The organism is Paracoccus sanguinis (assembly GCF_012689545.1).
Classification (GTDB): domain Bacteria; phylum Pseudomonadota; class Alphaproteobacteria; order Rhodobacterales; family Rhodobacteraceae; genus Paracoccus; species Paracoccus panacisoli.
Genome location: NZ_CP051542.1, coordinates 1,316,625 through 1,341,773 on the forward strand (window position 1 = coordinate 1,316,625; position 25,149 = coordinate 1,341,773).

Below are 25,149 nucleotides of genomic sequence, written 5' to 3' on the forward strand. Positions count from 1 at the left end.
CAGCAAGGGTGTTACTTCACCTGCTGGCCGTTGGCAAAGACCTGCCCGCCTTCCTTGAACTCGTACTCGCCCACCAGAGCGTCCCCGCCCTCGGGCGCGGGCTTGGCGAACATGGCCAGCATCATGCGGTAGCCGCTGACCTCGTCCTGGCTGAGGATGCCGAGCTTCACGAGGTTGTCGATCAGCGCGTTCACCCCCTCGAGCCGGGCGTGCATCGTGCCGACCGGCGCGTCGATCGAGCCGCCCTCGGGCACGGTCAGCGCCCCGGTCACGTCCACCTTGGTGCCGATCGCATCGAGCGCGAGCTTGTTCACGTTCAGCTCGGTCAGCACGAACGGCTCGGGCGTGTCGGCCGCGTCATCGGCGGCCTCGGGCGCGCCGTCGGCCGCACCGGCATCCGCCGAGGTCGTGGTGTCGGTCGCGGCATCGGTGGCGGGCGCGTCGGTCGCTGGCGCGTCGGCGGCGGGCGCGTCAGTCGCGGGAGCGTCCGTCGCGCTCGGCTCGGTGGCCGTGGCGTCCGGGCCGGCGGCGTCGGGCGCCGCGGCGTCGGTGCCTTCGGCCGCATCCTCCATCGCCTTGACGTTGGCCGGGTCGAACAGGTCCATGGCGATCCTGGCCAGGCCCGTCACGTCCACGTCAAGGCTCGCCGGCTCGCGCGGCAGCACCTTGCCCTGGTCGAACAGGTTCCACAGCTCGTCCCCGACCGTGAGGCCGGTCAGCGAATAGGCGATCTTGAACGGCACCGGGGCGTCGGACTTCATCACCGGGATCTGCACGTCGACGGTCGAGCCGCCGACCGCGTAGTTGATCGGGAACGGCAGGTCCGACGAGGTCAGGCTGACGTTCGAGGCGTCGGCGCTGCCCTGGTACTTGAGGCCGGCGGTCGACATCCCGACGGTCAGCTCGACCCCCTTCACGTCGGTGGCCATCTGGCCGCTGACGTCCTTGTCCTCTTCGCCCTTGCCGCTGAACTGCCCCTCGACCTTGCCGGCGCCGATCGAGAAGCTGGCGCTCATGTCCATGCCGGCCTTGAGGGCGGCGTTCAGGTCCTTGGTCACGTCAACGCCCTTGGGCATCACGAAGCGGCCCTCGCCGGCCAGCGCGTCGATGCTGCCGGTGAACGAGGCCTTGGCGGTCGGATCTTCCTTGTCCATCCCCTCGACCGTGCCCGTGAAGTCGGCGCGGTCGGCGCCCATGCGGGCGTCGACGGTCTGGACCGGGCCGTCCACGACCCGCTGCGACGAGGTGGCGTTCACCATCGTGACGCTGATCGGCATCGGCTTCTGGCCGTCGGGCGTGGTGATCGTGTTCAGCGCGAACACCATCTGCGCCGCGCGGCTCTCGTGGGTCATGTCCTCGGGCGCGCCGCTCGAGACGATCTCGGCGTCCTTCAGGGTCACGTTCCCGTCGAGGGTGACGGGCTCGTCCTCCTCGTTCTTGAACATCAGCTTGAGGGGCGAGGTCTCGGCCACGACCGTGCGCACCTTGCCGTCGCCGGTGCCGGTCAGCGTGACCTCGGGCATGGTGAACTCGACCCCGCCCTCGTTGTCGGGCGCCGACGCCGCCATGACCACATTCTTGAGGGTCAGGGTCTCGCCGGCCTCTTCACGCGAACCCTCGGTGACGGTGTAGCCGTTGGCCTTGTAGTAATCGACCCAGTTCTGCCACACCTGCGCGGGCGTGACCTCGGCGAAGGCCGGGGCCGTCAGGGCGATGACGGCGAGGGCCGAGCTTGTGGTCCTGAGAAACATTGACGATACCTTTCCGCTGCTGACGGATCACATTCGGTTCAGACGCGACGTGTCGTGCCATACCGCGACGCAACGGCCAAGGAGGCAAGATGGTTCGGTCGGAAACTTCGTCCGAGGGGCTGGTCACGATTTCGTTGGACCGCCCGGACAAGGCGAACGCGCTGACGCCCGGGATGCTTGAGGCGCTGATCGCGGCGGTCGAGGCGGCCTCCAGCGCGGGCGCACGGGCGCTGGTGCTGACCGGCACGGGCAAGGTCTTCTCCGCCGGCGCCGACCTTGACGCGGCCCGCGCGGGGCTTGCCGTCTCGCCCCTGTGGGAGGCGCTGTCGGGCGCCATCGCCGCTGCGCCCGCGCTGACGATCGCGGCGCTGAACGGCACCGCGGCGGGGGGCGCGCTGGGGATGGTGCTGGCCTGCGACCTGCGGATCGCGGTGCCGGCGGCGAAAATCTTCTATCCGGTGATGCAGCTGGGGTTCCTGCCGCAGCCGTCGGACCCGCGCCGGCTCGCGGCGCTGGCGGGGCCGTCGCGCGCGGCGATGATCCTGATGGCGGGGCAGAAGATCACCGCCGACGAGGCGCTGGCCTGGGGGCTGATCGACCGGATCGTGGAACCAGATGCGCTGGCCGAGACGGCCGCGGCGCTCGCCGCCGACGCACTGGCGGCCGACGTCGCCCATGTCGCGGGGATCAAGCGGCTGATCGCCGGGGCGCGCTGACGGCGACTTGGACGGGACGATGCGCGCCGAGCGGGCGGGACCGCCGGCTCAGTGCTTCTTGGGCGGGTTGGCGCGGGTGACGATGTAGATCGCCACCGCCGCGAGCACCGCGAACTGCGCGGCCCACCACGCCAGCGGCAGCAGGTGAAAACTGACCGCGAGCCCCACGGCCATCGACACCACGACGAAGATCTTGACCGCCGGCGCGATGGCCCGGTGCTCGTGCCATTCGCGGATCTGCGGGCCGAACACCTTGTGGTTCACGATCATCGCGTGGAACCGCGGCGACGAGCGGTTGAAGCCGTAGGCCGCGACCAGCAGGAACGGCACGGTGGGCATGATCGGCAGGACGGTGCCGACGAGCGCCAGCCCCAGTCCGGCAAAGCCGACCACCCACCAGAACCATGCCCGCATTTCCCGCATGTCAGTAGCGGTAGTGCTCCGACTTGAAGGGCCCCTCGACCGGGACGCCGATGTAGTCGGCCTGGTCCTTGCGCAGCTCGGTCAGCCTGACGCCGATCTTCTCGAGATGCAGCCGCGCGACCTTCTCATCCAGCGCCTTGGGCAGGATGTAGACGCCGGGCTGATATTCGTCGCCCTTGGTCCACAGTTCGATCTGCGCCAGCACCTGGTTGGTGAAGCTGGCCGACATGACGAAGGACGGGTGCCCTGTGGCGTTGCCGAGGTTCAGCAGCCGGCCCTGGGACAGCAGGATGATCCGGTTGCCCGAGGGCATCTCGATCATGTCCACCTGGTCCTTGATGTTGGTCCACTTGTGGTTGCGCAGCGCGGCGACCTGGATCTCGTTGTCGAAGTGGCCGATGTTGCCGACGATGGCCATGTCCTTCATCTCGCGCATGTGCTCGAGCCGGATCACGTCCTTGTTGCCGGTGGTGGTCACGAAGATGTCGGCGGTGCCCGCCACATCCTCGAGCGTGACGACCTCGAACCCGTCCATCGCGGCCTGCAGCGCGCAGATCGGGTCGATCTCGGTCACCTTCACCCGTGCGCCCGCGCCGCGCAGCGAAGCGGCCGAGCCCTTGCCCACGTCGCCGTAGCCGCAGACGACGGCGACCTTGCCGGCCATCATCGTGTCGGTGGCGCGGCGGATGCCGTCCACGAGCGATTCCTTGCAGCCGTATTTGTTGTCGAACTTCGACTTGGTGACGCTGTCGTTGACGTTGATCGCCGGGAACGGCAGCTGACCCTGCTTGTGCAGGTCATAGAGCCGGTGGACGCCGGTCGTCGTCTCTTCGCTGACACCGCGGATGGCGTCGCGCTGGCGGGCGAACCAGCCGGGGGTTTCGGCGATGCGCTTGCGGATCTGGGCGAAGAGCGCCTCTTCCTCTTCCGACTGCGGGGTGGCGATGAGGTCGGTCTCGCCCGCCTCGACCCGCGCGCCCATCAGGATGTAGAGCGTGGCGTCCCCGCCGTCGTCGAGGATCATGTTCGCCGTGCCTTCCGGGAACTGGAAGATCCGGTCGGTGTAGGCCCAGTAATCCGGCAGCGTCTCGCCCTTGACGGCGAAGACCGGGATGCCGGCGGCGGCGATGGCCGCGGCGGCGTGGTCCTGGGTCGAGTAGATGTTGCACGACGCCCAGCGGACCTCGGCGCCCAGTGCCACCAGCGTCTCGATCAGCACCGCGGTCTGGATGGTCATATGCAGCGACCCGGCGATCCGGGCGCCCTTCAGCGGCTGGGCCTCGCCGTATTCGGCGCGCAGCGCCATCAGGCCCGGCATCTCGGTCTCGGCGATGTCGAGTTCCTTGCGGCCATAATCGGCGAGCGCGAGGTCACGGACAAGATAGTCGCCCGGGCGGCTGTCGGAGGAGAGGGTCATGGAGGCCCCTTGCTTGCGTGTGATGGCGGTGCCGGAATCGACCGGCGTTCCCGCGCGGCCTTCTCACAGACGGCGCTGGAACGCAACGAGAGACGGGGCGTGAGGGCCGAGATCCGGCCTGCGGCCTCAGCCGAGGCCGACCTTGGCAAGATATGTCGCCGGGTTCTCGCCCGCCGCGTAGCCGATCCCCGATGCGATCACGCACTGGGTGTCATCGGGGCGCGAGAGCACCACGGTCCACGTCCCCATCACGTCCGACCCCCAAAGCTGGGTGCCGTCCGAGTGGCGGGTGACCATCTGCTCTTCGAACTCGGTGCGCAGCGCGTCGCGGACGGTGGCCGAACGGTCGCACCACGGCTGGTCGCCGTCGGCCTCGCTCGCCACGGGCAGGGTGCGGGCCAGTTCCAGCACCGCCGGCCCCGACAGGCCCGCGACCGCGGTCCAGCCCTTGACCGGCCCGGCGTCGTGCGGGGCGGGTTCGACCGCCGACTGCGCGGCCGTCACCGAGAACGCGGCGATCAGCGCCGCAGCGACGGAGAGGCGGGCGACGGACGGGCGGGCGGTGGCGATACGGCGGGACATCTGGACCTTGGGAAAAAAAAGGGGTTGACAGGCGACGGCGCAGCAATTGCTGCACGACGGGACAACGGCGGGGCTGCCTGCGGGTTCCATCGGGCGCGTTCACGCCGGGCTTGACATTCCCGTGACCCGGCCCGGACCCGGCCCCCCAGCGGGTTTGCAATGCTGCACCTTCAAGGGCTTGCCACGCAGGCCGCGAGAGGACACGCCCGGCACAAATCTGCCCGCCTGCGGCCTCGGCGGATGGATTTCCTGACCCGACTGCGTCAAGAATGGTCGGGATCGGGACCATAACGACGACGCGGACAACGGCGGCGCAACGAGGCGGGCAGCGACATGGCGACAGCGTGGGCGAGAAGGGTCGCAGCAGCGGCCGCGGCAGGGTGCCTGATCGCGGGCCCGGCCTGGCCCCAGGGCGCGGCACCCGCCCCCGCCCCTGCACCCGCGCCGGCCGAAACCAAGCCCGCGGGCACCGGCTCGGCCTCGTCCTCGCCGTCGTCGGCCTCCTCGCCCTTCGCGCGCTGGTTCGGGGGCGGCGACCGGGTCGCCAACTCGCCCGTCGAGTTCATCGTCCGCGTCGAGGGCAGCGACCCGGCGCTGGAACGCAAGCTGCGGCAAAGCTCGCTCATCACCGGGGCGCTGGCCGAGGGCCGCACCTCGGGGCAGGACGTGCTCGCCGCCGCCCGCGCCGATTACGCGCGCTTCCTCGGCACCCTCTATGACGAGGGGCTTTATGACGCGGTCATCGACATCCGGCTGGACGGGGTCGAGGCGGCGGGGATCGCGCCGCTCGACGCGCCGCAGTTCGTCCGGCAGGTGGTGGTCTCGGTCGATCCGGGCAGCCGCTTCCGCTACAGCCGGGCCGAGATCGCCCCGGTCGCGCCCGGCACCGACCTGCCGCGCGACTACCGCACCGGCGCGGTCGCCCGCACCTCGGACATGAAATCCGCCGCCCGCGCCGGGGTGACCGGCTGGCGCGACTATGGCCACGCCAAGGCCGACGTGACCTCGACCGACATCGTCGCCGACCACGAGCTGCACGCCGTGGACAGCCGCATCGTCCTCGCCCCCGGCCCGCTGGTCCGCTTCGGCCGGCTGCTGCCCTCGGGCAACGAGCGGCTCTCGACCCGGCGCCTGCTCAAGATCGCGGGCTTCCCCGAGGGCGAGCGCTTCGACCCCGAGAAGCTCGAGCAGGTGCGCAAGCGCCTGCGCCGCTCGGGCATCTTCTCGGCCATCACGCTCGAGGAAGCCGAGGCGCTCGGCCCCGGCAACACGCTCGACGTGGGGCTGACGGTGATCGAGCAGAAGCTGCGCCGGATCGGCGGCGGCTTCGAGATCTCAAGCATCGACGGGGCCAAGGTCACCGGCTACTGGCTGCACCGCAACCTGCTGGGCGGGGGCGAGCGGCTGCGCGTCGACGGCGAGATCAAGGACATCGGCTCGGGCACCTCGGGGCGTGACTACAAGCTGGGGCTGCGGCTCGACCACCCGGCGACGATCCGCCCCGACATCACCGCCTTCGTCGAGGCCCGGGCCGAGCGGCTGCGGGAAGAGGACTACGACCTCGATCTCGGCGTCCTCGGCATGGGCCTCGTCTGGCTGCCCTCGGACCGGCTGACCGGCGAGACGCGGCTCGAGTACCGCCGCTCGCGCGTCACCGACGCCAGCGGCACGACCGATTTCCGGGTGCTGGCGCTGCCGACCACAGTCACGCTCGACCGCCGCGAGGATGAGCCGAACGACGCACGGCGAGGCTACTGGCTGTCCACCACCGCGACGCCCTTCTACGGGATGCAGGACACCGGCTCGGGCCTGCGGCTGGTGGGCGAGGGCCGCGCCTACCGCAGCTTCGGCGCCGAGGACCGCTTCACCCTCGCCGGCCGGGCGCGGGCCGGGACGATCTTCGGTTCGGACCTGGCCGAGACGCCGCGCGACTATCTGTTCTACTCGGGCGGCGGCGGCTCGGTGCGCGGCCAGCCGTTCGAGTCGCTGGGCGTCGAGGTCATCCAGGGGCCGGAGGGGCCGGTCAAGACCGGCGGCCTCAGCGTGCTGAACATCACCGGCGAGATGCGGATGCTGGTGCGCGAGCGCATCGGCCTCGTGGCCTTCGCCGACGCCGGCCAGGTGTGGGAGGAGAGCAGCTTCGGCGGCGCGAGCGACTGGCACGCGGGCGCGGGCGTCGGCATCCGCTACACGACGCCGATCGGGCCGATCCGCCTTGACGTGGCCGGGCCCGTCGGCGGCGACACCGGCGAAGGGGTGCAGTTCTATCTGGGTCTGGGGCAGGCGTTCTGATGCGGTATCTCTCGACCCTTCCCGCCCGCCTGACCCGGCCCCTGCGCCGCCTGACGCCGGCGCTGTCCGCGCTGGTGCTGCTGGCCGCGCCGCTGCCGCCCGCGGCCGCGCAGGACGCAGCCCCCCCGCCGGCCGAGGCGCCCGCCCCCGCCCCCGGCGCCGCCGATCAGGACATGGCCGCCAGCGCCGCCGAGATCTCCGCCGAGGTCGAGGACGACCGCGGCTTCATCACCCGCTTCCTCGAACGCAACCTGTCGGGCGCCGGCCGGCAGGTGGTCATCCGCGGTTTCCAGGGCGCGCTCTCGTCGCGCGCGACCTTCACCGAGATGACCATCGCCGACGCCGAGGGCGTCTGGATCACGCTCAAAAACGGGGCCATCCAGTGGGACCGCTCGGCGCTGTTCGGCCGGCGGATCGAGATCAACGAGCTTTCCGCCCAGGAAATCCTGCTGCCCCGCCTGCCGGGCGGCGGCGAGGGCGGGCGCAAGGCCGAGGTCCGCGACTTCGCCCTGCCGACCCTCCCGGTGTCGGTCAACATCGCCCGCATCGCCGCGGGCCGGGTCGAGATCGGCGAGCCGGTGATCGGCGAGGCGGCGGTCGTCTCGCTCGACGGCTCGATGAACCTTGCGGGCGGCGAGGGCGCGGCCAAGCTGGCGATCAACCGGGTGGACGGCAAGCGCGGCGTCTTTGCCGTCGACGCCGCCTATTCCAACGTCACCACGAACCTCAAGCTGGACGTCACGCTGGACGAGGACCGCGAGGGGCTGTTCGCCAACCTCGTCGGTCTCTACGACAAGCCTGCCGTCACCGCCGAGATCAAGGGCGAGGGGCCGCTCAAGGAATTCGCCGCCGACATCCGCCTGGCCACCGACGGCACCGACCGCGTCACCGGGCGCGTCTCGGCCCACGCCCAGGCGGGCGAGGACGGCACCCCCGGCACCGGCTTCCGGGCCGAGCTGACCGGCGACGTCGCCAGCCTCTTGCCGCCCGACGACCGGCCGTTCTTCGGCACCAGCTCGCGCCTGCTGGCCGAGGGCTGGCGGGGCGAGAACGGGCGCATGGCGCTGCCGGTGCTGATGGTGGACACCGAGGCGCTGAACCTCACCGGCTCGGTCACCACCAACGACAAGGGCGCGCCGCAGTCGCTCGTGCTGCTGATGACGCTGGGCGAGGATGCCGGCGCCACCACCCTGCCCGTCCGCCTGCCCTTCGGCGGAGAGCCGACCGACGTGCGCTCGGGCAGCCTGCAGATCAGCTATGACGCCACCCAGTCGGATGCGTGGCGCGTCGTCGGGCGGATCGGCGACATCACCCAGAACGGCAACCGGATCGGGGCGCTGACGCTGAACGGGGACGGCACCGTGGCGCTCGAGAACGGCGACCTGCAGCAGGTTCTTGGCAAGCTCGCCTTCGGGGTCGAGGGGCTGGCGCTGGCCGACGCCGGGCTGCAGCAGGCGCTCGGCACGTCGATCACCGGGGAATCGGGCTTCGACCTGACGCCGGGCAACGCGCTCGAACTGTCGGACTTTACGCTCAGCGGACAGGATTTCGGCATCGCGGGCACCATCCTCGCCGACGGCCTGCGCTCGGGGATCACCGTCTCGGGCGACCTCGACGCGGCCTATGAGCGGCTCGAGCACCTCTCGACGCTGGCCGGCCGGCCGCTGACCGGGCAGGCCAACGCCAACATCCGCGGGCTCTACACCGTGCTGACCCGCGGCTTCGACGCCGAGGCCGAGATCACCGGCACCGACATTACGGTGAACCAGCCGCAGCTCGACCGGCTGATGGCGGGCGAGGCGTCGATCTTTGCCAGCGCCCGGCGCGACGAGCAGGGGATCGAGATCCGCGACCTGCGGGTGGACGGGCAGCGCCTGACCGCGGCGGCGCAGGGGCTGATCACCAGCACCTCGACCGACCTCAAAGCCGACCTGCGGCTGTCGAGCCTGACCGCCGCCGACCCGGCGATGGCCGGCGCGCTGACCGCGCAGGCCGCCGTCACCGGCGCCCCCGGCGCGCGGCGCGTGACCGTCACGGGCGAGGCGACCGACCTCGAACTCGGCATCAACGAACTGGACTCGGCGCTCAGGGGCCGCACCAACCTCACGGCCATCGCGCAGGAGAAGGACGGCCGCTTCGAGGTCGAGACGCTGCGCCTCGCCAACCCGCAGCTCACCGCCGACGGGCGCGGCAGCTTTGCCCAGGGCGCGCTCGACGCGGCTCTGGATCTGGACGTGCCGGACCTCGGCGCGCTGCAACCGGGCTTCGCCGGGTCGATCAAGGCCACCGCCACCGCCCGCGAGGCGAACGGCGTACGCAGCATCGAGGCCACGGGCACCGGGCAGGACCTGCGGCTGGGCCAGCAGGACGTCGACGGCGCGCTGTCGGGCACGACCCGGTTCCGCCTGTCGGCCGAACAGGCGGGGCAGACGGTCACGGTGCGCGACCTGCAACTGACCAACGACCAGATGACCGCGAATGTCGAGGGCGTGCTGGCCGAGACCGGCACCGACCTGACCGCGACCGCCGACATCCGCTCGCTCGCAGCCTTCGGCCGCGGCTGGCGCGGGGCGCTGCGGCTCGACGGGTCGCTGAAGGATGACGGGACCGGCGCGCGGGTGCTGGCGGTGGACGGCACCGGCACCGACCTCGCGCTGGGGCAGAAGTCTGTCGACGGGGTGCTCGCGGGCGAAACGCGGCTGACCGTGCGCGGGACCGAGCGCGACGGGGTGCTGACCCTCACGCAGGCGGTGATCGACAACCCCCGCGCACAGGCGGATGTAAAGGGCACCGTGGGCGGCGGGCAGACCGACCTGTCGGGGCGGGTGAACCTCGCCGATCTGTCGGCGCTGGGCCTCGGCTGGCGCGGCAGCTTCGCCGCCACGGGGCGCGTGAACGAAGAGCCGGGCGGGCTGCGCCGGATGGTGCTCGACGGCACCGGCCACGACCTGTCGCTGGGGCAGGCGCAGGCCGACGGCGTGCTGGGCGGCGAGACGCGCGTGACCCTGCGCGGGACGGAAGCAGACGGCGTGCTCACCATCGAGCAGGCGGTGATCGACAACCCGCGCACCAATGCCGACATCTCGGGCACCATCGGCGGCGGGCAGACCAACGTGCAGGGGCGCGTGAACCTCGCCGATCTCTCGGCGCTGGGCCTTGGCTGGCGGGGCAGCTTTGCGGCCACCGGCAGCTTTGCCGACGATGGCAGCGGCGTGCGCCGGCTGGTCGTGGACGGCACCGGCAACAACCTGTCGCTGGGCCAGGCCCAGGCCGACGCGGCGCTGGCCGGGCCGACCCGCCTGACCGTCCGCGGGGCCGAGCGCGACGGCGTCCTGACGCTCGAGGAGGCCGTGGTGGCCAGCGCCCGGCTGAACGCCACCGCCCGCGGCACCATCGGCGCCGGACGCACCGACGTGAGCGCGGACGTGCGCGCGGCGAGCCTCGCCTTTCTCGGCGGCGGCATCGACGGGGCGCTGAACGCCACCGCGCGGCTGGTGGACCAGGGCCGCGGCCGGCGCGTCACCGCCGAGGGCACGGCAAGCGGCCTGCGGATCGGCAACGCGCGGGTCGATCCGCTGCTCGGTGGGCAGACGACCTTCGACCTCGCCGCGACCCAGTCGCCGGGCGGCGCGCTGAGCATCGAGCGGCTGAACGCCCGCAACGGCCAGCTGCGGCTCAGCGCCGACGGCAGCCCGCAGGCGGGGCTGAACGTCGATGCGGCGCTCTCGGACCTGGCGCTTGTGGTGCCGGGGCTGCCGGGACCGGCGACGGTCGCGGGGACGGTCCGCCAGACCGCGGGGCGCTATGACATCAACCTCAACGCCACCGCGCCGGGCGGCACCCGCGCCACCATCGCGGGCACCGCGGCGCAGGATTTCTCGACCGCCGACATCCGGGCGTCGGGGGTCAGCGATGCGGCGCTGGTGAACCCGCTTCTGCGGGTGCGCTCGATCGAGGGGCCGGTGGACTTCGACCTGCGGCTGGCCGGGCGCCCCGCGCTCGAGAACCTGAGCGGGCGGGTGAGCCTGCCGAACGCGCGGCTGTCGGACCCGAAGCTGGGGCTGCGGGTGGACAACCTCAGCGGCACGGCCGACCTGAACGGCGGGCTGATCCAGGTCAACGCCACCGGCAACGTCTCGGCCGGCGGGCAGGTGACGGTGAGCGGCCCCGTGGACCTGCGCGGCGGCACCGCGCTGGACTTGACGGCGCAGCTCGACGGCGTGGTGCTGCGCGACCCGAACCTCTACGAGACTAGGGTGGACGGGACCGTCCGCATCTCGGGCAACCCGGCGGACGGGCCGCTGGTGACCGGGACCGTGAACCTGGGCGAGACCGAGATCCGCATCCCCTCGACCGGGCTCGGCGGGGCCCGCGCGATCCCCGAGATCGTCCACCTGCGCGACCGGCCCCCGGTGCGCGGCACGCGGGCCAAGGCCGGGCTCCTGCCCTTCCCCTCGGCCGACAGCCGGATCGCGGGGATGACCGCGCCGCCGGCCACGCCGCCCGCCAACCCGGCGCGGTTGGACCTGACCATCAACGCGCCGAATCAGGTGTTCGTGCGCGGTCGCGGCATCGACGCCGAACTCGGCGGCAGCCTGCGGCTGACCGGCACCGCACGGAACATGATCCCGGTCGGTCAGCTCGAGCTGATCCGCGGCCGCATCGACCTGCTGGGCAAGCGCTTCGACATGACCGAGGGGCTGATCGAGCTGCAGGGCAGCATGATCCCCGTCCTGCGGCTGGTCGCCGAGACCCAGCAGGACGAGATCCTGACCCGCATCGTCGTCGACGGCGACATCCGCGAGCCCGAGATCACCTTCGAATCGGTCCCCGAACTGCCCGAGGAGGAGGTGCTCTCGCATCTGCTCTTCGGCCGCGGGCTGGACACCATCTCGCCCCTGCAGGCCGCGCAGCTCGCCAACGCGGTCGCGGTGCTGGCCGGGCGGGGCAGCGAGGGGATCGTGTCGAACCTGCGCGACTCGGTCGGGCTGGACGACCTCGATCTGGCCACCGACGACGAGGGGAATGTGACGGTCCGCGCCGGCAAGTACCTGACCCGCAACGTCTATACCGACGTGGCGGTGGATGCGGACGGGCGCTCGCGGATCAACCTCAACCTCGACGTGAACGATGCGGTCACCGCCCGCGGCTCGGTGGCGAGCGACGGGGAAAGCACCATCGGGGTGTTCTACGAGCGGGATTACTGAGCGTTGCCCGGGATGCCGCCGCGTCCCGGGGGACAGAAGGCCGGGAACAGAGAGGCGGGCGACTGACGGATTGTCCCTGAGGCCTCGGGGGCATCGCTGCCGCCTCCACCTCAAGAACAATCCGGCAGACGAACGATGGCTCGTCGCGTTGCAAGGGCAACTCGCTAACCGCGGACCTTCAAACCCGACTCTGGCAAGGCGCGGCGCGATCGTTCCGGCTGCATCTGACATCATACACCAAAACCGGCCCGGATGAACGTCCAATTTGTCTGCGGTGACGTTTTATCCCGTAAACTCCCCGGGAAGTTTTCCCCATCCGCCGACCGAACCGGATACGCGGGGCTCCGCTGCGCCGCAGCGGCGATCCTTGCGGGGCCGCGCGAGTTTCACTAAGCAGCGACCCTAGTCGGATTTGCGGGGCATCGTCAGTGGAACGCCGGGTTTTTCTGGGGGCGATGACCGCCGCCCTGTCGGTCGCAGCGACCGGCGTGCGGGCGCAGATGGCCGCTCCGCCCGAGGCCGAGGCCGTCGCAGCGCCCCCCGCCCCCTTCGGGTTCGAGGATGTGGCCCGAATCGCCGCCGACCTCGTGCGCGCCGATTACGTTCGCCCGCAGGCCAAGCTGACCCCACCCTTCGCTGACCTCGGCTATGACGCCTATCGCGGCATCCGATTCCGGCGCGAGGCCGACCCGTGGCGCGACCTCGGCGGGTTCGGGCTGGACCTGCTGCCGCCGGGGATGCTGTTCACCGACCCGGTGCGGATCAACCTGATCGAGAACGGGGTGGCGCGGAACCTCCCCTTCGACCCGACGGTGTTCGAGTTCTCGCCCGAGGGCTTTCCGCCCGACGCGGCCTCGGCCCCGCCCGGCGACATGGGCTGGTCCGGCTTCCGCCTGCGGACGGTGCTGAACCGGCCCGGCGTGCTGGACGAGATGGCGGTCTTCCAGGGCGCGAGCTACTTCCGCGCCATCGGCCGCGGCAACGTCTACGGGCTCTCGGCGCGCGGCCTCGCGCTCGGCACCGGCAGCGCCGCGGGTGAGGAGTTCCCGGCCTTCCGCGAATTCTGGATCCGCACGCCCGAGCCGGGGGCAGCCTCGGTCACCGTGCTCGCGCTGCTCGACAGCCCGTCGGTCGCGGGCGCCTATGAGTTCGTCCTGACCCCCGGTGCCGACACCGCCGTCGCCACCCGCGCCGCACTGTTCCCGCGGCGCGAGCTGACCGACGTCGGCATCGCGCCGCTCACCTCGATGTTCTGGTTCGGGCCCGCCGATCTTGGCAGCTTCGACGACTACCGCCCCGCGGTCCACGACAGCGACGGGCTGCAGATGGTGACCGGCAACGGCGAGCGGCTGTGGCGGGCTCTGGCCAACCCGGCCGCGCTGCAGATCTCGGCCTTCGCCGACCGCGACCCGCAGGGCTTCGGGCTGATGCAGCGCGCCCGCGACTTCACCGCCTTCCAGGATGCCGAGGCCGCCTATGAGCGCCGTCCCTCGGCCTGGGTCGCCCCGCAGGGCGGCTGGGGCGAGGGCCGCGTGGTGCTGGTCGAGATCCCGGTCGAGAGCGAGTTCCACGACAATATCGTCGCGTTCTGGCAGCCCGGCCAGCCGCTCGCCCCCGGCGTGCGCCACGACTTCGCCTATGAGCTGAGCCTCGGCTTCGCGCCCGGCGACAACGACCCGGCGGCGCAGGTGCGCCAGTCGCGGTCGGGGGCCTCGATCAACGGCAAGGGCGCGCGTAGCTTCGTCATCGACTTCGACCTCGCCCCGTTCGAGGGCCAGCCCGACCCCGAGCCGGTGGTCACCACCTCGGCCGGCGAGGTCCGCCACCCCTATGTCGTCCGCCTGCCGGCCGAGGGGGTGCTGCGGCTCTCGTTCGAGTTCGTGCCCGGTGGCGCCGACCTGGCCGAGCTCTCCGCGCGGCTCGACAGCGCCCAGCTGCGGATGAGCGAGACCTGGCTTTACCGCTGGACGCGGGGCTGACCGGGGTGCTGGAAACCGGCGCCCCGGCGGCCGGCGTGCCCCAGCCCCCTGCCGCGCCCGCCCCGGCGGATGCGGCCGCGCGCCTGTCCGGGCAGCCGTCCGGGCGGTCGCCCGCCACTCCGCCCGAAGCACCGCTGGCGATGCCGGCGCAGGACTTCCGCGCCGCCCCGCCCCCCGGCCCGCCGCGCCTGCCCCCCGCCCCCGAGGTGGTGCTGGCGCGCGTCATCGCCTTCGGCGGCGCGGCGCTGATCGTGGCGCTGGGGTTCTGGCAGATGCTGCTCGTCTTCGGCGACCGCATCCAGCCGCTGCAATGGGCGCTGCTCGGGTTCTTCACCCTGACCTTCGGCTGGGTCGGGTTCAGCTTCTGCTCGATGCTCGCGGGCCTCGTCGCCCGCGCCCCCGCCACCCCCGCCGACCCCGGCACCGCCCGTGTCGCCGTGGTGATGCCGGTCTATCACGAGGACCCCGCCGAAAGCCTCGGCCTGCTCGGCGCGCTGGCCGAGGAAATGGCCGCCGCGGGCCTCGCCGGGCGGGCCGAGATCTTCATCCTCTCGGACAGCCGCGACCCCGCGTTCTTCGCCGCCGAGACGCTTGCCGTCGCCACCCTGCGCGAGACCTGCCCGCTGCCGGTCTGGTACCGCCGCCGCACCGACAACACCGGGCGCAAGGCCGGCAACATCGCCGAGTTCGTCCGCCGCTGGGGCGGGCGCTACGACCAGATGGTGGTGTTGGACGCCGACAGCGTGGTGTCGGGCGGGGTGGTGGCCGAGATGAGCGCCCGGATGGCCGCCGATCCGGCGCTGGCGCTGATCCAGACGATCCCGATGCTGGTCGGCGGGCAGACGCTCTTCGCCCGGGTGATCCAGTTCGCCGGCCGGGTCTACGGCCCTCCCATCGCCCGCGGCGTCGCCGCCTGGTCGGGCGACAACGGCAATTTCTGGGGCCACAACGCGATGATCCGCGTCCCCGCCTTCGCCGCCTGCTGCGGCCTGCCCGAGCTGCCGGGCGAGCCGCCGTTCGGCGGCACCATCCTCTCGCACGACTTCGTCGAGGCCGCGCTCTTGCGGCGCGCGGGCTGGAAGGTGCGGCTCGACTGGGACCTGCGCGCGAGCTACGAGGGCAGCCCGCCGACGCTGCTCGACATGGCGGTGCGCGAGCGGCGCTGGGCGCAGGGCAACCTTCAGCACCTGCGGTTGATCGGGGCGCGGGGGTTCTCGGCCATCAGCCGGGTGCATTTCACCGTCGGCATCCTCGGGTTCCTGATGAGCCCGATCTGGCTTGCCATGATCCTCGTCGGACTGGCGCTGACCGCCAAGGTGATCCTGTCGCGGCCCGAGTATTTCCCGCGCACCTACCAGCTTTTCCCCGACTGGCCGACCTTCGATTCCGTCCGCATGACGTGGCTCTTCGCGGCCGCGATGGCGCTGCTGCTGCTGCCCAAGTTCGTGGCCGTCGGCCGGGCCTGGCGGCGGCCGCTGGCCGCCAACGCGGGGGGGCGGTCGCGGACCCTCGCCTCGGCGCTGTTCGAGATCCTGCTCTCGGCGCTGATCGCCCCGGTCCAGATGCTGATCCAGACCCGCCAGATCGCCGAGATCCTCTCGGGCCGCAACTCGGGCTGGGAAAGCCAGGTCCGCAAGGGGTCGATGCCGCCGTGGCGGCTGGTGCTCAGGCGGCACGGCATCCACGTCGCCTCGGGGCTGGCGATCCTGATCGTGGTGGCGATGCTGTCGCCCGGCCAGCTCATCTGGCTGTCGCCGATCCTTGCCGGGCTGATCCTCGCGCCGGCGATCTCGCGCTGGACGGCTTCGCCGGTGTTCGGGCGCTGGGCGCGGATGGCGGGGCTGCTGGTCACGCCGGAAGAGCGGCGGGTCCCCCCGATCATCGCCGCCGCCACCGCCGAGGCCCGGCGCCTGCGCCGCGACGACGACCCCACCGCCGCGCTGGGCGCCGACGCCGGGCTGCGCGCCCGCCACGCCGCGCTGCTGCCGCTGCTGCCCGCGCGCCCCGCGGCCGAGCGCCTGCCCGCCATCGCCGCCGCCGCCAAGATCGACGCCGCCGCCAGCCAGTCCGAGGCGCTGTCGTTCCTTGACCGGGCCGAGCGTGCGGCGCTGCTGTCGGACCCCGCCCTGCTCGAACGCTGGGCCGCGCTGCCGCGATGAGACGCAACGCGACGCTCGACGCCCTGCGCGGCTACGCGCTGGTGTGCATCATGCTGAACCACATCCCCGCCGGATGGGCGCGGCAGTTCACGCTGACCAATTTCGCCATCTACGACGCGGCCGAGCTGTTCGTGCTGCTTTCGGGGTTCCTGGTCGGGCTGGTGTGGATCAAGGTCGAGGCGCAGTCGGGCCGCCGCGCCGCGCAGTGGCGGTTCCTGCGCCGCGCCGGGCAGGTCTGGCTGGCGCTGGTCACGGGGGGCGTGGCGCTGGCGCTCACCTCGCGCGGGCTCTTTGCGCTGGACCTCGGGCACACGGCGATCTGGTCCGAGTATGCCCGCTGGATCGTCGAACTGCCGCTCGCCTATGTCACCGCGCTGGCGGTGATGTGGATGCAGCCCAACCTGCTCGACGTGCTGGCGCTGTATGTCGTGCTGCTCGCCGCCGCGCCGGTGGTCGTGCCGCTGCTGTTGCGCTGGCCGCTGGCCTTTGCGGCGGGGTCGGTGGCGCTGTGGATGGTGGCCGGGCCGCTCAACGCCCTGCTGCCGAACCAGCGCGAGGGGAACGGCCTGCTCTTCAACCCCTTCGCCTGGCAGATGCTGTTCTTCAGCGGCGTGGCGATGGGGGCGTTCCGCCACCGCTTCATGCCGATCCTGCGCCGCCACGCGGGGGTTCTGACGGCGCTCGCCGCGGCGGTCACGCTCTACAGCCTCGGGATGGCGGTACTGTGGCGCTTCGGCGCCGATGGCAAGCGGCTGGCCGACGCGATGTGGCACGCGGTGGGGGTGGTGGACAAATGGTCGCTGGACCTCGTGCGCTACACCGCGATCATGGCGGCGAGCTGGCTGGTCGCCGTGCCGCTCGCCCCGCTGATGGCGTGGATCGCGGCGAGCGCCCCGGGGCGGGCGCTGGCGACGATCGGGCGCGGTGGGCTCGTGTCCTTCATCGCCTGCGTGCTGCTGTCGGTGGTGGGCGACGCGCTCGGCAGCAACCTGAGCGGCGCCGGCACCGCCCACCGCGCGGCCGTCGACCTGTGGGTGATCGCGGCGCTGTGGCTGGTGGCCGAGGTGTGGCTGAACCGGCGGCGCGGACCCGTCGCGCGGGCCTGCGACCGGCTGCCGCAGGCGGCGGTGGGCACTGTCCGAAAACACAGCTTCCAAAATGGCTTGAAGTGATTAAGAGCGAGCCGTGTAGCTCTTTCGCCCAGGTGACCCCATGAAGTTTCTGTCTCTGACTGCCGCCCTCGGCACCGTCCTGCTGGCCGGCTGCTCGGTCTCTCCCAAGGATTACGAGACCACGCCGGTCGTGGTCGCCTCGGCCGCGGGCCCCGTCACCTGCCAGCTCTACACCCACAGCCAGGTGACCTGGGACCGCTCGATCGGGCGTCCGAACAGCATGAGCGTCGCCAATGCCGACGCGATCTGCCGGCAGGAAGGCTACCGCGTGATGCGCGGCGAGGGCACCGGCACCGCGGCCACGACCGTGCCCGCCGGGACCACCGTGGTCGTCCCCGCCAAGCTCTGACCTCCGCCCTCACCGGCGCCTGACGACAACGCCCGCCGCGGAACCCGCGGCGGGCGATTTTTTACGCGATGCCGCCGTCACTGCGCGGCGGCGCGGACCATGTCGATGGTGTCCTTGCCGATCCGGCTTTCCATCTGCTGATAGACCGGCTGCAGCGCCTCGACCCAGGCCGCGCGCTCTGCCTCGGTCTGCTCGTGGATCTCGGTCGTCCCGGCGTCGCGGATCGCCTGCAGGGCGGCGGCGTTGTCGGCCTCGGACACGCCGTTGGCGTAGGTCGTGGCCTCGTCCATCGCCTTGTCCAGCTCGGCCCGGATATCCTCGGGCAGCCCGTCCCAGAACGCCTTGTTCACGATCACCGCGTAGCCGATGTAGCCGTGGTTCGAGTGCGTGGCGTGCTTCTGCACCTCGTGCATCTTCTGCGTATAGACGTTCGAGGGCGTGTTCTCGGACCCGTCCACCACGCCCGTCTGCATGGCCTGATAGACCTCCGAGAACGCCATCACCTGCGGCACCGCGCCGAGTGCGGCGAACTGCGCCTCGAGCACCTTGGACGACTGGATCCGCATCTTCAGCCCCAGGAAGTCGTCGGGCATGATCATCGGCCGGTTCGCGGTCATGATCTTGAAGCCGTTGTCCCAGTAGGCGAGGCCCTTGATCCCCTTGGGCTCGAGCAGCGCCAGCATCTTCTCGCCCACCTCGCCCTCGGTCACCTTCCGCAGCGCGGCGGTGTCCTTGAAGATGTAGGGCAGGTCGAAGACCTCGAAGGCGCTGACGCCGAGCGGCCCGAACTTGGCCAGCGACGGCGCGAGCATCTGGACCGAGCCGAGCTGCAGCGCCTCAAGCTCTTCCTTGTCCTTGTAGAGCTGGCTGTTGGGGTAGATTTCGACCTTCACCCGGCCGTTGGTGTATTGCTCGGCCAGCTCCTTGAACTTTTCGGCGCCCTTGCCCTTGGGGGTGTTCGGGGCGACGACATGGCTGAACTTGATGACGATCGGCTCTTGCGCGAGCGCCGGCAGGCCGGTCAGCGCCAGCGCGGCGGCGCCGGCGGCGATCAGCGCGCGGCGGGTCAGTGTGGTCAGTGTCATCCGTTCATCCTCCCTGATTTTTCGGATGTTTGGGGCAGTCCGGGGACCGGGCCATAGCGGCGGTCCGCGCCGGCGAAGCGGGCCGCGGGGGCCGGATAGCGGACCGGGCCCACGGGCGTCTCGACGGTGATGCGGCGCAGCTGCGGGTGGGCCGCAAGCGCCGCCATGTCGTTCACCGCGGCAAAGGCCACGTCGGCGGCGGTGAGCGCCGCGACCGCCTCGGCCCCCGTGCGGCGGGCGAAGGCGGCGGCGACGGCGGCGTCCGTCTCGGCGCGGTGGCGGACGCGGGCGACGTTGGTGGCAAAGCGCGGGTCGGCGGCCAGGCCGGGGTCGTCCAGGAACCCGCGGGCGAGGCTCGCGAACTCGCGGTCGGACTGGATCGACATGAGGATCGCCACCCCGTCGGCGGTGGTGAACACCCCGTAGGGCGCGATGGAGGGGTGGGCGAGGCCCAGCCGCTGCGGGCTGCGCCCGGCCTCGTGGTTCATCAGCGGCACGGTCAGCCAGTCGGCCATGACGTCGAACATCGAGACCGAGATCGCCGTCCCGCGCCCGGTGATCCCGCGCCCGATCAGCGCCTCGAGGATGGCCGCGTGGGCCGTGGCACCGGTGGCGATGTCGACGATCGAAACGCCCACCCGCGCCGGGCCGTCCGGCCCGCCGGTGATCGACGAGAGCCCCGATTCCGCCTGAATGAGCAGGTCATAGGCCTTGCGCGCGGCCATCGGCCCGTCCTCGCCATAGCCCGAGATCGAGCAGGTGATGAGCCGCGGCCAGTCGCGCGCCAGCCGCTCGGGCGGAAACCCCAGCCGCGCCAGCGCGCCGGGCTTGAGGTTCTGGACCAGCACGTCCGCGCCGTCGATGAGCTGCGTCAGCGCCGCCTTGCCCGCGTCCGAGGTCAGGTCCAGCGCCACCGATTCCTTGCCGCGGTTGAGCCAGACGAAATAGCTCGACAGGCCATTCGCCGCGTCGTCGTAGCCGCGGGCAAAGTCGCCCTCGGGGCGCTCGATCTTGATGACCCGGGCGCCTGCGTCGGCGAGCCGCGCGGTGGCGAAGGGCGCCGCCACCGCCTGCTCGACCGCCACGACCGTCAGCCCCTCGAGCACCCGCATCAGACCGCCCCCATCAAAAAGACCGGGGCAGGCCGAGCACGTGCTCGGCGATGTGGCTGAGGATCAGGTTGGTCGAAATCGGCGCCACTTGGTAAAGCCGCGTCTCGCGGAACTTGCGCTCGACGTCGTATTCGTCGGCGAAGCCGAAGCCGCCGTGGAACTGGATGCAGGCGTTCGCGGCCTCCCAACTCGCCTTGGCGGCGAGATACTTGGCCATGTTCGCCTGCGCCCCGCAGGGCTGGCCCGCGTCGTAGAGCCGGCAGGCCTCCCACCGCATGAGGTTGGCGGCCTCGATCTCGATATAGGCCTCGGCGATGGGGAACTGGACGCCCTGGTTCTGGCCGATGGGGCGGCCGAAGACCGTCCGCTCCTTGGCGTAGGCCACCACCTTGTCGGTGAACCAGTAGCCGTCGCCGATGCCTTCGGCCGCGATCAGCGTGCGCTCGGCGTTGAGCCCGGTGAGGATGTACTTGAAGCCCTTGCCCTCCTCGCCGATCAGGTTCTCGACCGGGATTTCGAGGTTGTCGAAGAACAGCTCGTTGGTCTCGTGGTTGACCATGTTGGCGATCGGCTTGACCTCCATCCCGCCGGCCATCGCGTCCGCGATGTCGACGAGGAAGATCGACATCCCCTCGGATTTCTTCGTCACCTCGGCCAGCGGAGTCGTCCGCGCCAGCAGGATCATCAGGTCCGAGTGCTGGACCCGGCTGATCCAGACCTTCTGGCCGTTGATCACGTAGCGGTCGCCGCGGCGGACGGCGGTGGTGCGGATCTTGGTCGTGTCGGTACCGGTGGTGGGTTCGGTCACCCCCATCGACTGCAACCGCAGCTCGCCCGACGCGATGCGCGGCAGATAGCGCTGGCGCTGCTCCTCGGACCCGTGCCGGACCAGCGTGGTCATGTTGTACATCTGCCCGTGGCAGGCACCCGAGTTGCCGCCGGCGCGGTTGATCTCCTCCATGATGACGCTGGCCTCGGCGAGACCCAGCCCGGCGCCGCCGTAGGCCTCGGGGATCAGCGCCGCCATCCAGCCGGCGCGGGTGAGGGCGTCGACGAACGCCTCGGGGTAGCCGCGTTCGGCGTCGATGCGGCGATGATATTCGGCCGGGAACTCGGCGCAGAGCGCGCGGACGCCGTCGCGGATGTCCTGATAGGGGTCGTGCGGCGAGGGGGCGGTCATGAGGTCTCCAGCGTGGCGGTGGCGTCCATGGCCAGCGCCCCGTCGGCCCGGCGCGCCCAGAGGCGCACCGATCCGTCCGGCTGGGGCGCGCCCTGGACCGCGAAATCGGCGGTGTCGGTGATGGTGGCGAGCGCCCGGAAGGCAAAGCCCGTCACGCGGCCCAGGTCCTGACGCCGCAACAGGTCCATGAGCAGCGTCGCCAGCAGCGGGCCGTGGACGACGAGACCGGGGTAGCCCTCGACGCCCGTGGCGTAGGGCTGGTCATAGTGGATGCGGTGGACGTTGAAGGTCAGCGCCGAATAGCGGAACAGCAGCACCGGGTCGGGGGTGATGACGCGGTGGAACGCCGACCCCTCGGGCGCGGGCTGCGGCGTCGGGACGGGGGCGCCGGGGGCGGGGTCCTCGCGGTAGACGATGTCGTGTTCCTCGGCGATGCACAGCCTGTCGCCGTCGATCAGCTCATGGCCCACGGTCACGAAGCACAACGGCCCGCTGCGCCCCTGCTTTTCCTCGACCTTGAGGATGGTCGAGCGCCTCAACGCCTGCGCCCCCACCCTGAGCGGGGCGTGAAAACGGAAGCGCGAGCCGGCCCACATCCGCCGCGGCAGGGGCACCGGGGGCAGGAACCCGCCCCGCGCGGCGTGGCCGTCACGGCCGCTCTCGGACAGCTTGTGCAGCGGCAGGAAATAGAGCCAATGCCACAGATCGGGCAGCGCCGCGCCCTCGGGGTAGCGCTCGTCGCGGTCGAGCGTCGCGGCCAGCGCGTCGGCGGGGAACGGGCGCAGGGTCTCGGTCGCCGTCTCGGTGCGGCCGATCCAGTCGGTCAGTCGGGTCATCAGGTGCCTCCGCCCCCGGTTATGGCAGGGGTTGCGCGTTCGGCCAATTCGCATTTCACTAAGCTCGCGTTCGGCTGGGTGGAATACGGGATGCGCGTCGATCTGGACGACCTGCGGCTGTTCGTGGCGGTGGCCGAGGCCGGCAACCTCACCCAGGGCGCGCGCGCCGCGTTCCTGTCGCCGCCCGCCGCCTCGGCCCGCATCCGGGCGCTCGAGGCGGGGCTGCCGCAGCCGCTGCTGGTGCGCGGCAACCGCGGCGTCACCCTGACCGAGGCGGGGACGGTGATGCTGCGCCACGCCCGGATCGTGCTGCGCCAGGTCGAGGCGATGCGCGACGAGTTGGCCGGCGAGGGCGCGGCCGAGGCGGGGCACCTGCGGGTGCTGGCCAACACCACCGCGGTGACCGAGTTCATGCCCGAGGTGCTGGCGCGCTTCCTCGTCACCCGCCCACGGGTCACGGTGGACCTGCAAGAGCGGCTGACCGACGACATCCTGGGCGGGGTGCGCGACGGGGCCGCGGACCTCGGGATCGTCTCGGGCGACCTCGACTGGTCGGGGCTCGAGCGGGCGGTGTTCTCGACCGACCGGCTGGTGCTGGCGGCGCCGCTGGGGCACCCGCTCGCCGCCGGGGGACCGATCGGCTTTGCCGAGACGCTGGGCTTTGCCCATATCGGCCTGCACGAAGGCTCGACGCTGCTCGCGTTCCTGCGCGGGCTGATGGCGCGGCACGGCTATGACCGGGCGCTGCGCGTCAAGGTCCGCAGCTTCGAGGCGATGTGCCGGATGGTCGAGGGCGGGGTCGGGATCGGCGTGGTCCCCGAGTCGGCCGGGCGCCGGCACGCGCAGACGATGCGGATCGCGCTGGTCGGGCTGACCGAGGACTGGGCCCTGCGCGACCGCTGCGTGGTCTGGCGCGCGGGCAGCCCCCTGCCCCGCCCGGCCCGCGCGCTGGTCGAGGCGCTGATGGCGATGCGCGCGGGCGGCGTCGAACGCGCCGCAGGCGCCTGACCGGCCCCGCGCTTTACTCTGCCCCACATCGGCATATTCTGCACCCGCAGCATCAGGGAGCGCGGGTCATGGTCGAGAAGAGTCTGGCGGGCAAGGTCGCCGTCGTCACCGGGTCGAACAGCGGCATCGGTCTGGGTGTGGCCGAGGCGCTGGCCGCGGCGGGCGCGAAGCTCGCCATCAACAGCTTCACCGACCGGGACGAGGATCACGCGATGGCCCGCGACCTCGCCCGGAAGCACGGGGTCGAGGTGATCTATCTGGCCGGCGACATGAGCAAGCCCGACGACTGCCGGGCGCTGGTGACGCAGGCGGCCGAAAAGCTCGGCGGCTGCGACATCGTCGTGAACAACGCGGGCATCCAGCATGTCGCCCCGATCCCCGAGTTCCCGACCGAGAAATGGGACGCGATCCTGGCGATCAACCTCTCGTCGGCGTTCCACACCACCGCCGCGGCGCTGCCGCTGATGCGGGACAAGGGCTGGGGGCGGGTCGTCAACATCGCCTCGGCGCACGGGCTGACCGCCTCGCCCTACAAATCCGCCTATGTCGCGGCCAAGCACGGGATCGTCGGGCTGACCAAGGTCACCGCGCTCGAGACCGCGGGCGAGGGCATCACCTGCAACGCCATCTGCCCGGGCTACGTGCTGACCCCGATCGTCGAGGCGCAGATCCCCGACCAGATGAAGACCCACAAGATGAGCCGCGAGGACGTGATCGCCAAGGTCATGCTGTCGCGCCAGCCCTCGGGCGAGTTCGCCACCGTGGAGCAGATGGGCGGCACGGCGGTGTTCCTGTGCTCGAACGCGGCGGCGCAGATCACCGGGACGACGATCTCGGTCGATGGCGGCTGGACGGCGATGTAAGCCTCCCCGCTCACGCGTCCGTGGCCCGGGCGTCAGGCGTCCGCGGCGACCTCGGCCATCAGGAACCGGCGCAGGGCGCGGATCGCCGGGCGGTTCCGCCGCGCCGGAGGATAGACGAGAAAATACGCCCGGCCGTTGGTGCCCAGCGTCTCGAAGGGCTGGACCAGCGCCCCGGTCGCCAGCTCGAAGCGGAAGAACCGCGGGGTGAGCAGCGCCACCCCCTCGCCCGCCATCGCCGCGCGGGCCTCGTGCAGCTGCACGTTCAGCTCGAGCGCGGTGCGCGCGGCACAGGGCTCGCAGTTTCGCTCGATCCCCGCGGCGGCGAGCCAAAGGTCCCAGGTCGGATCGCGCGGGCTGACCCAGGGCAGCGGCATGATCTGGGCGGGATCGGTGAAGGGTCCGTGGGCCGCGGCCATCGCCGGCGACAGCATGGGGGCGAAGTCCACCTCGAACAGGCGGTGCGCGATCAGGCCGGGCCAGTCGCCCGCCCCGCAGCGGATCGCCACGTCCATGTCCTCGCGCGCGAAATCGACCAAGTGGGCCGAGCTGTCGAGCCGGACGGCCAGCCCCGGGTTCTCGATCTGGAACCGCCCCAGCCGCTGCGAGAGCCAGTTCCCCGCCATCGTCGGCAGGGCCGAGATCGACAGCGTCTCGGTCTCGCTCTGCGGGCCGAAGGCGCCGCGCAGGGTGTCGAACGCCTCGTGCGTGGGCCGCGCCAGCCGCGCGCCCAGCGCCGTCAGCTCGATCCCGCGCGGCTTGCGCAGGAAGAGCGCGGCCCCGAGCCGATCCTCGAGCAGGCGGATCTGGTAGCTGACCCCGGCCTGGGTCATCCCCAGATCGCCCGCGGCGGCGGTGAACGACATCCGCCGCGCGACCGCGTCGAAGACCCGGATGGCGGCGAGAGGCGGCAGTTCGTCCATCAGCCCGGCTTATGCCCCCATCCCGGCGTTTCGTTGGTATTGCGCGGTGAAAGCTAGCATCTTCGGTACAGGCATCAAGCCTTGCTTGAAGGATCAAC

Annotated in this window: 18 protein-coding genes; 9 read left to right on the forward strand and 9 right to left on the reverse strand. The window is 71.6% G+C overall.

Translation table 11 applies throughout. The features are described from left to right. Nucleotides 1-11: 11 nt before the first annotated feature. A complete protein-coding gene (locus HGN31_RS06275; protein ID WP_168782674.1) occupies nucleotides 12-1,751 on the reverse strand; it encodes a DUF2125 domain-containing protein in 1,740 nt (579 codons plus the stop codon). Nucleotides 1,752-1,840: 89 nt separating this feature from the next. On the opposite strand from HGN31_RS06275, the gene HGN31_RS06280 reads away from it, so the two are divergent. Beyond that, complete coding sequence (locus tag HGN31_RS06280; protein WP_168782675.1) at nucleotides 1,841-2,467, forward strand: enoyl-CoA hydratase/isomerase family protein; 627 nt, start codon at nucleotides 1,841-1,843, stop codon at nucleotides 2,465-2,467. 48 nt (nucleotides 2,468-2,515) lie between these two features. On the opposite strand, the gene HGN31_RS06285 is transcribed toward HGN31_RS06280, so the two are convergent. The 3 genes from HGN31_RS06285 to HGN31_RS06295 form a co-directional block, all read right to left on the reverse strand. Beyond that, nucleotides 2,516-2,881 carry a YbaN family protein gene (locus HGN31_RS06285; protein WP_211096345.1) on the reverse strand — a complete coding sequence of 122 codons (366 nt, stop codon included), beginning with the start codon at nucleotides 2,879-2,881 and terminating at the stop codon, nucleotides 2,516-2,518. A gap of 10 nt (nucleotides 2,882-2,891) precedes the next feature. Further along, nucleotides 2,892-4,307: an adenosylhomocysteinase gene (ahcY, locus tag HGN31_RS06290; RefSeq protein ID WP_036704005.1), complete on the reverse strand. Its 1,416-nt coding sequence runs from the start codon at nucleotides 4,305-4,307 to the stop codon at nucleotides 2,892-2,894. Between the two features lie 126 nt (nucleotides 4,308-4,433). Continuing rightward, a complete protein-coding gene (locus HGN31_RS06295) occupies nucleotides 4,434-4,889 on the reverse strand; it encodes a hypothetical protein (RefSeq protein ID WP_036704003.1) in 456 nt (151 codons plus the stop codon). A gap of 333 nt (nucleotides 4,890-5,222) precedes the next feature. On the opposite strand from HGN31_RS06295, the gene HGN31_RS06300 reads away from it, so the two are divergent. From HGN31_RS06300 to HGN31_RS06325, 6 genes are all read left to right on the forward strand, one after another. Next, nucleotides 5,223-7,181 carry an autotransporter assembly complex protein TamA gene (locus HGN31_RS06300; RefSeq protein WP_168782676.1) on the forward strand — a complete coding sequence of 653 codons (1,959 nt, stop codon included), beginning with the start codon at nucleotides 5,223-5,225 and terminating at the stop codon, nucleotides 7,179-7,181. After that, nucleotides 7,181-12,388 carry a translocation/assembly module TamB domain-containing protein gene (locus tag HGN31_RS06305; protein ID WP_168782677.1) on the forward strand — a complete coding sequence of 1,736 codons (5,208 nt, stop codon included), beginning with the start codon at nucleotides 7,181-7,183 and terminating at the stop codon, nucleotides 12,386-12,388. The genes HGN31_RS06300 and HGN31_RS06305 overlap by 1 nt, the downstream gene beginning before the upstream one ends. Before the next feature lie 428 nt (nucleotides 12,389-12,816). Next, on the forward strand, nucleotides 12,817-14,367 hold the full coding sequence (locus HGN31_RS06310) for an OpgD/OpgG family glucan biosynthesis protein (protein ID WP_244961154.1): 1,551 nt from the start codon (nucleotides 12,817-12,819) through the stop codon (nucleotides 14,365-14,367). 35 nt (nucleotides 14,368-14,402) lie between these two features. After that, complete coding sequence (gene mdoH / locus HGN31_RS06315) at nucleotides 14,403-16,526, forward strand: glucans biosynthesis glucosyltransferase MdoH (RefSeq protein WP_244961156.1); 2,124 nt, start codon at nucleotides 14,403-14,405, stop codon at nucleotides 16,524-16,526. Further along, a complete protein-coding gene (locus tag HGN31_RS06320; RefSeq protein WP_168782678.1) occupies nucleotides 16,523-17,698 on the forward strand; it encodes an OpgC domain-containing protein in 1,176 nt (391 codons plus the stop codon). The genes mdoH and HGN31_RS06320 overlap by 4 nt, the downstream gene beginning before the upstream one ends. A gap of 40 nt (nucleotides 17,699-17,738) precedes the next feature. Beyond that, the gene (locus HGN31_RS06325) at nucleotides 17,739-18,047 is read left to right on the forward strand and encodes a hypothetical protein (RefSeq protein WP_244961158.1); all 309 of its coding nucleotides are present in this window, start codon (nucleotides 17,739-17,741) and stop codon (nucleotides 18,045-18,047) included. Between the two features lie 77 nt (nucleotides 18,048-18,124). Here the strand turns inward: HGN31_RS06325 and HGN31_RS06330 are convergent, their stop codons facing one another. From HGN31_RS06330 to HGN31_RS06345, 4 genes are read right to left on the reverse strand one after another with little or no spacing between them, the layout of a single operon-like run. Continuing rightward, complete coding sequence (locus tag HGN31_RS06330) at nucleotides 18,125-19,132, reverse strand: TRAP transporter substrate-binding protein (protein WP_168782679.1); 1,008 nt, start codon at nucleotides 19,130-19,132, stop codon at nucleotides 18,125-18,127. After that, nucleotides 19,129-20,244 (reverse strand): CaiB/BaiF CoA transferase family protein, encoded by a 1,116-nt coding sequence (locus HGN31_RS06335; RefSeq protein WP_168782680.1) that lies wholly within the window; start codon nucleotides 20,242-20,244, stop codon nucleotides 19,129-19,131. Before HGN31_RS06335 ends, HGN31_RS06330 begins: the two co-directional genes overlap by 4 nt. A 13-nt stretch (nucleotides 20,245-20,257) precedes the next feature. Continuing rightward, nucleotides 20,258-21,424, reverse strand: coding sequence for an acyl-CoA dehydrogenase family protein (locus HGN31_RS06340; protein ID WP_168782681.1), 1,167 nt, complete (start codon nucleotides 21,422-21,424; stop codon nucleotides 20,258-20,260). Further along, nucleotides 21,421-22,260 carry an HTD2 family dehydratase gene (locus HGN31_RS06345; protein ID WP_168782682.1) on the reverse strand — a complete coding sequence of 280 codons (840 nt, stop codon included), beginning with the start codon at nucleotides 22,258-22,260 and terminating at the stop codon, nucleotides 21,421-21,423. The genes HGN31_RS06340 and HGN31_RS06345 overlap by 4 nt, the downstream gene beginning before the upstream one ends. A gap of 90 nt (nucleotides 22,261-22,350) precedes the next feature. On the opposite strand from HGN31_RS06345, the gene HGN31_RS06350 reads away from it, so the two are divergent. Further along, the gene (locus HGN31_RS06350; protein ID WP_168782683.1) at nucleotides 22,351-23,268 is read left to right on the forward strand and encodes a LysR substrate-binding domain-containing protein; all 918 of its coding nucleotides are present in this window, start codon (nucleotides 22,351-22,353) and stop codon (nucleotides 23,266-23,268) included. Nucleotides 23,269-23,336: 68 nt separating this feature from the next. After that, entirely contained in the window at nucleotides 23,337-24,131 is a 795-nt protein-coding gene (locus tag HGN31_RS06355) for a 3-hydroxybutyrate dehydrogenase (protein WP_168782684.1), read from the forward strand. 32 nt (nucleotides 24,132-24,163) lie between these two features. Here HGN31_RS06355 and HGN31_RS06360 read toward each other — a convergent pair whose 3' ends face one another. Beyond that, nucleotides 24,164-25,051, reverse strand: coding sequence for a LysR substrate-binding domain-containing protein (locus HGN31_RS06360; RefSeq protein WP_211096346.1), 888 nt, complete (start codon nucleotides 25,049-25,051; stop codon nucleotides 24,164-24,166). Nucleotides 25,052-25,149: the final 98 nt, after the last annotated feature.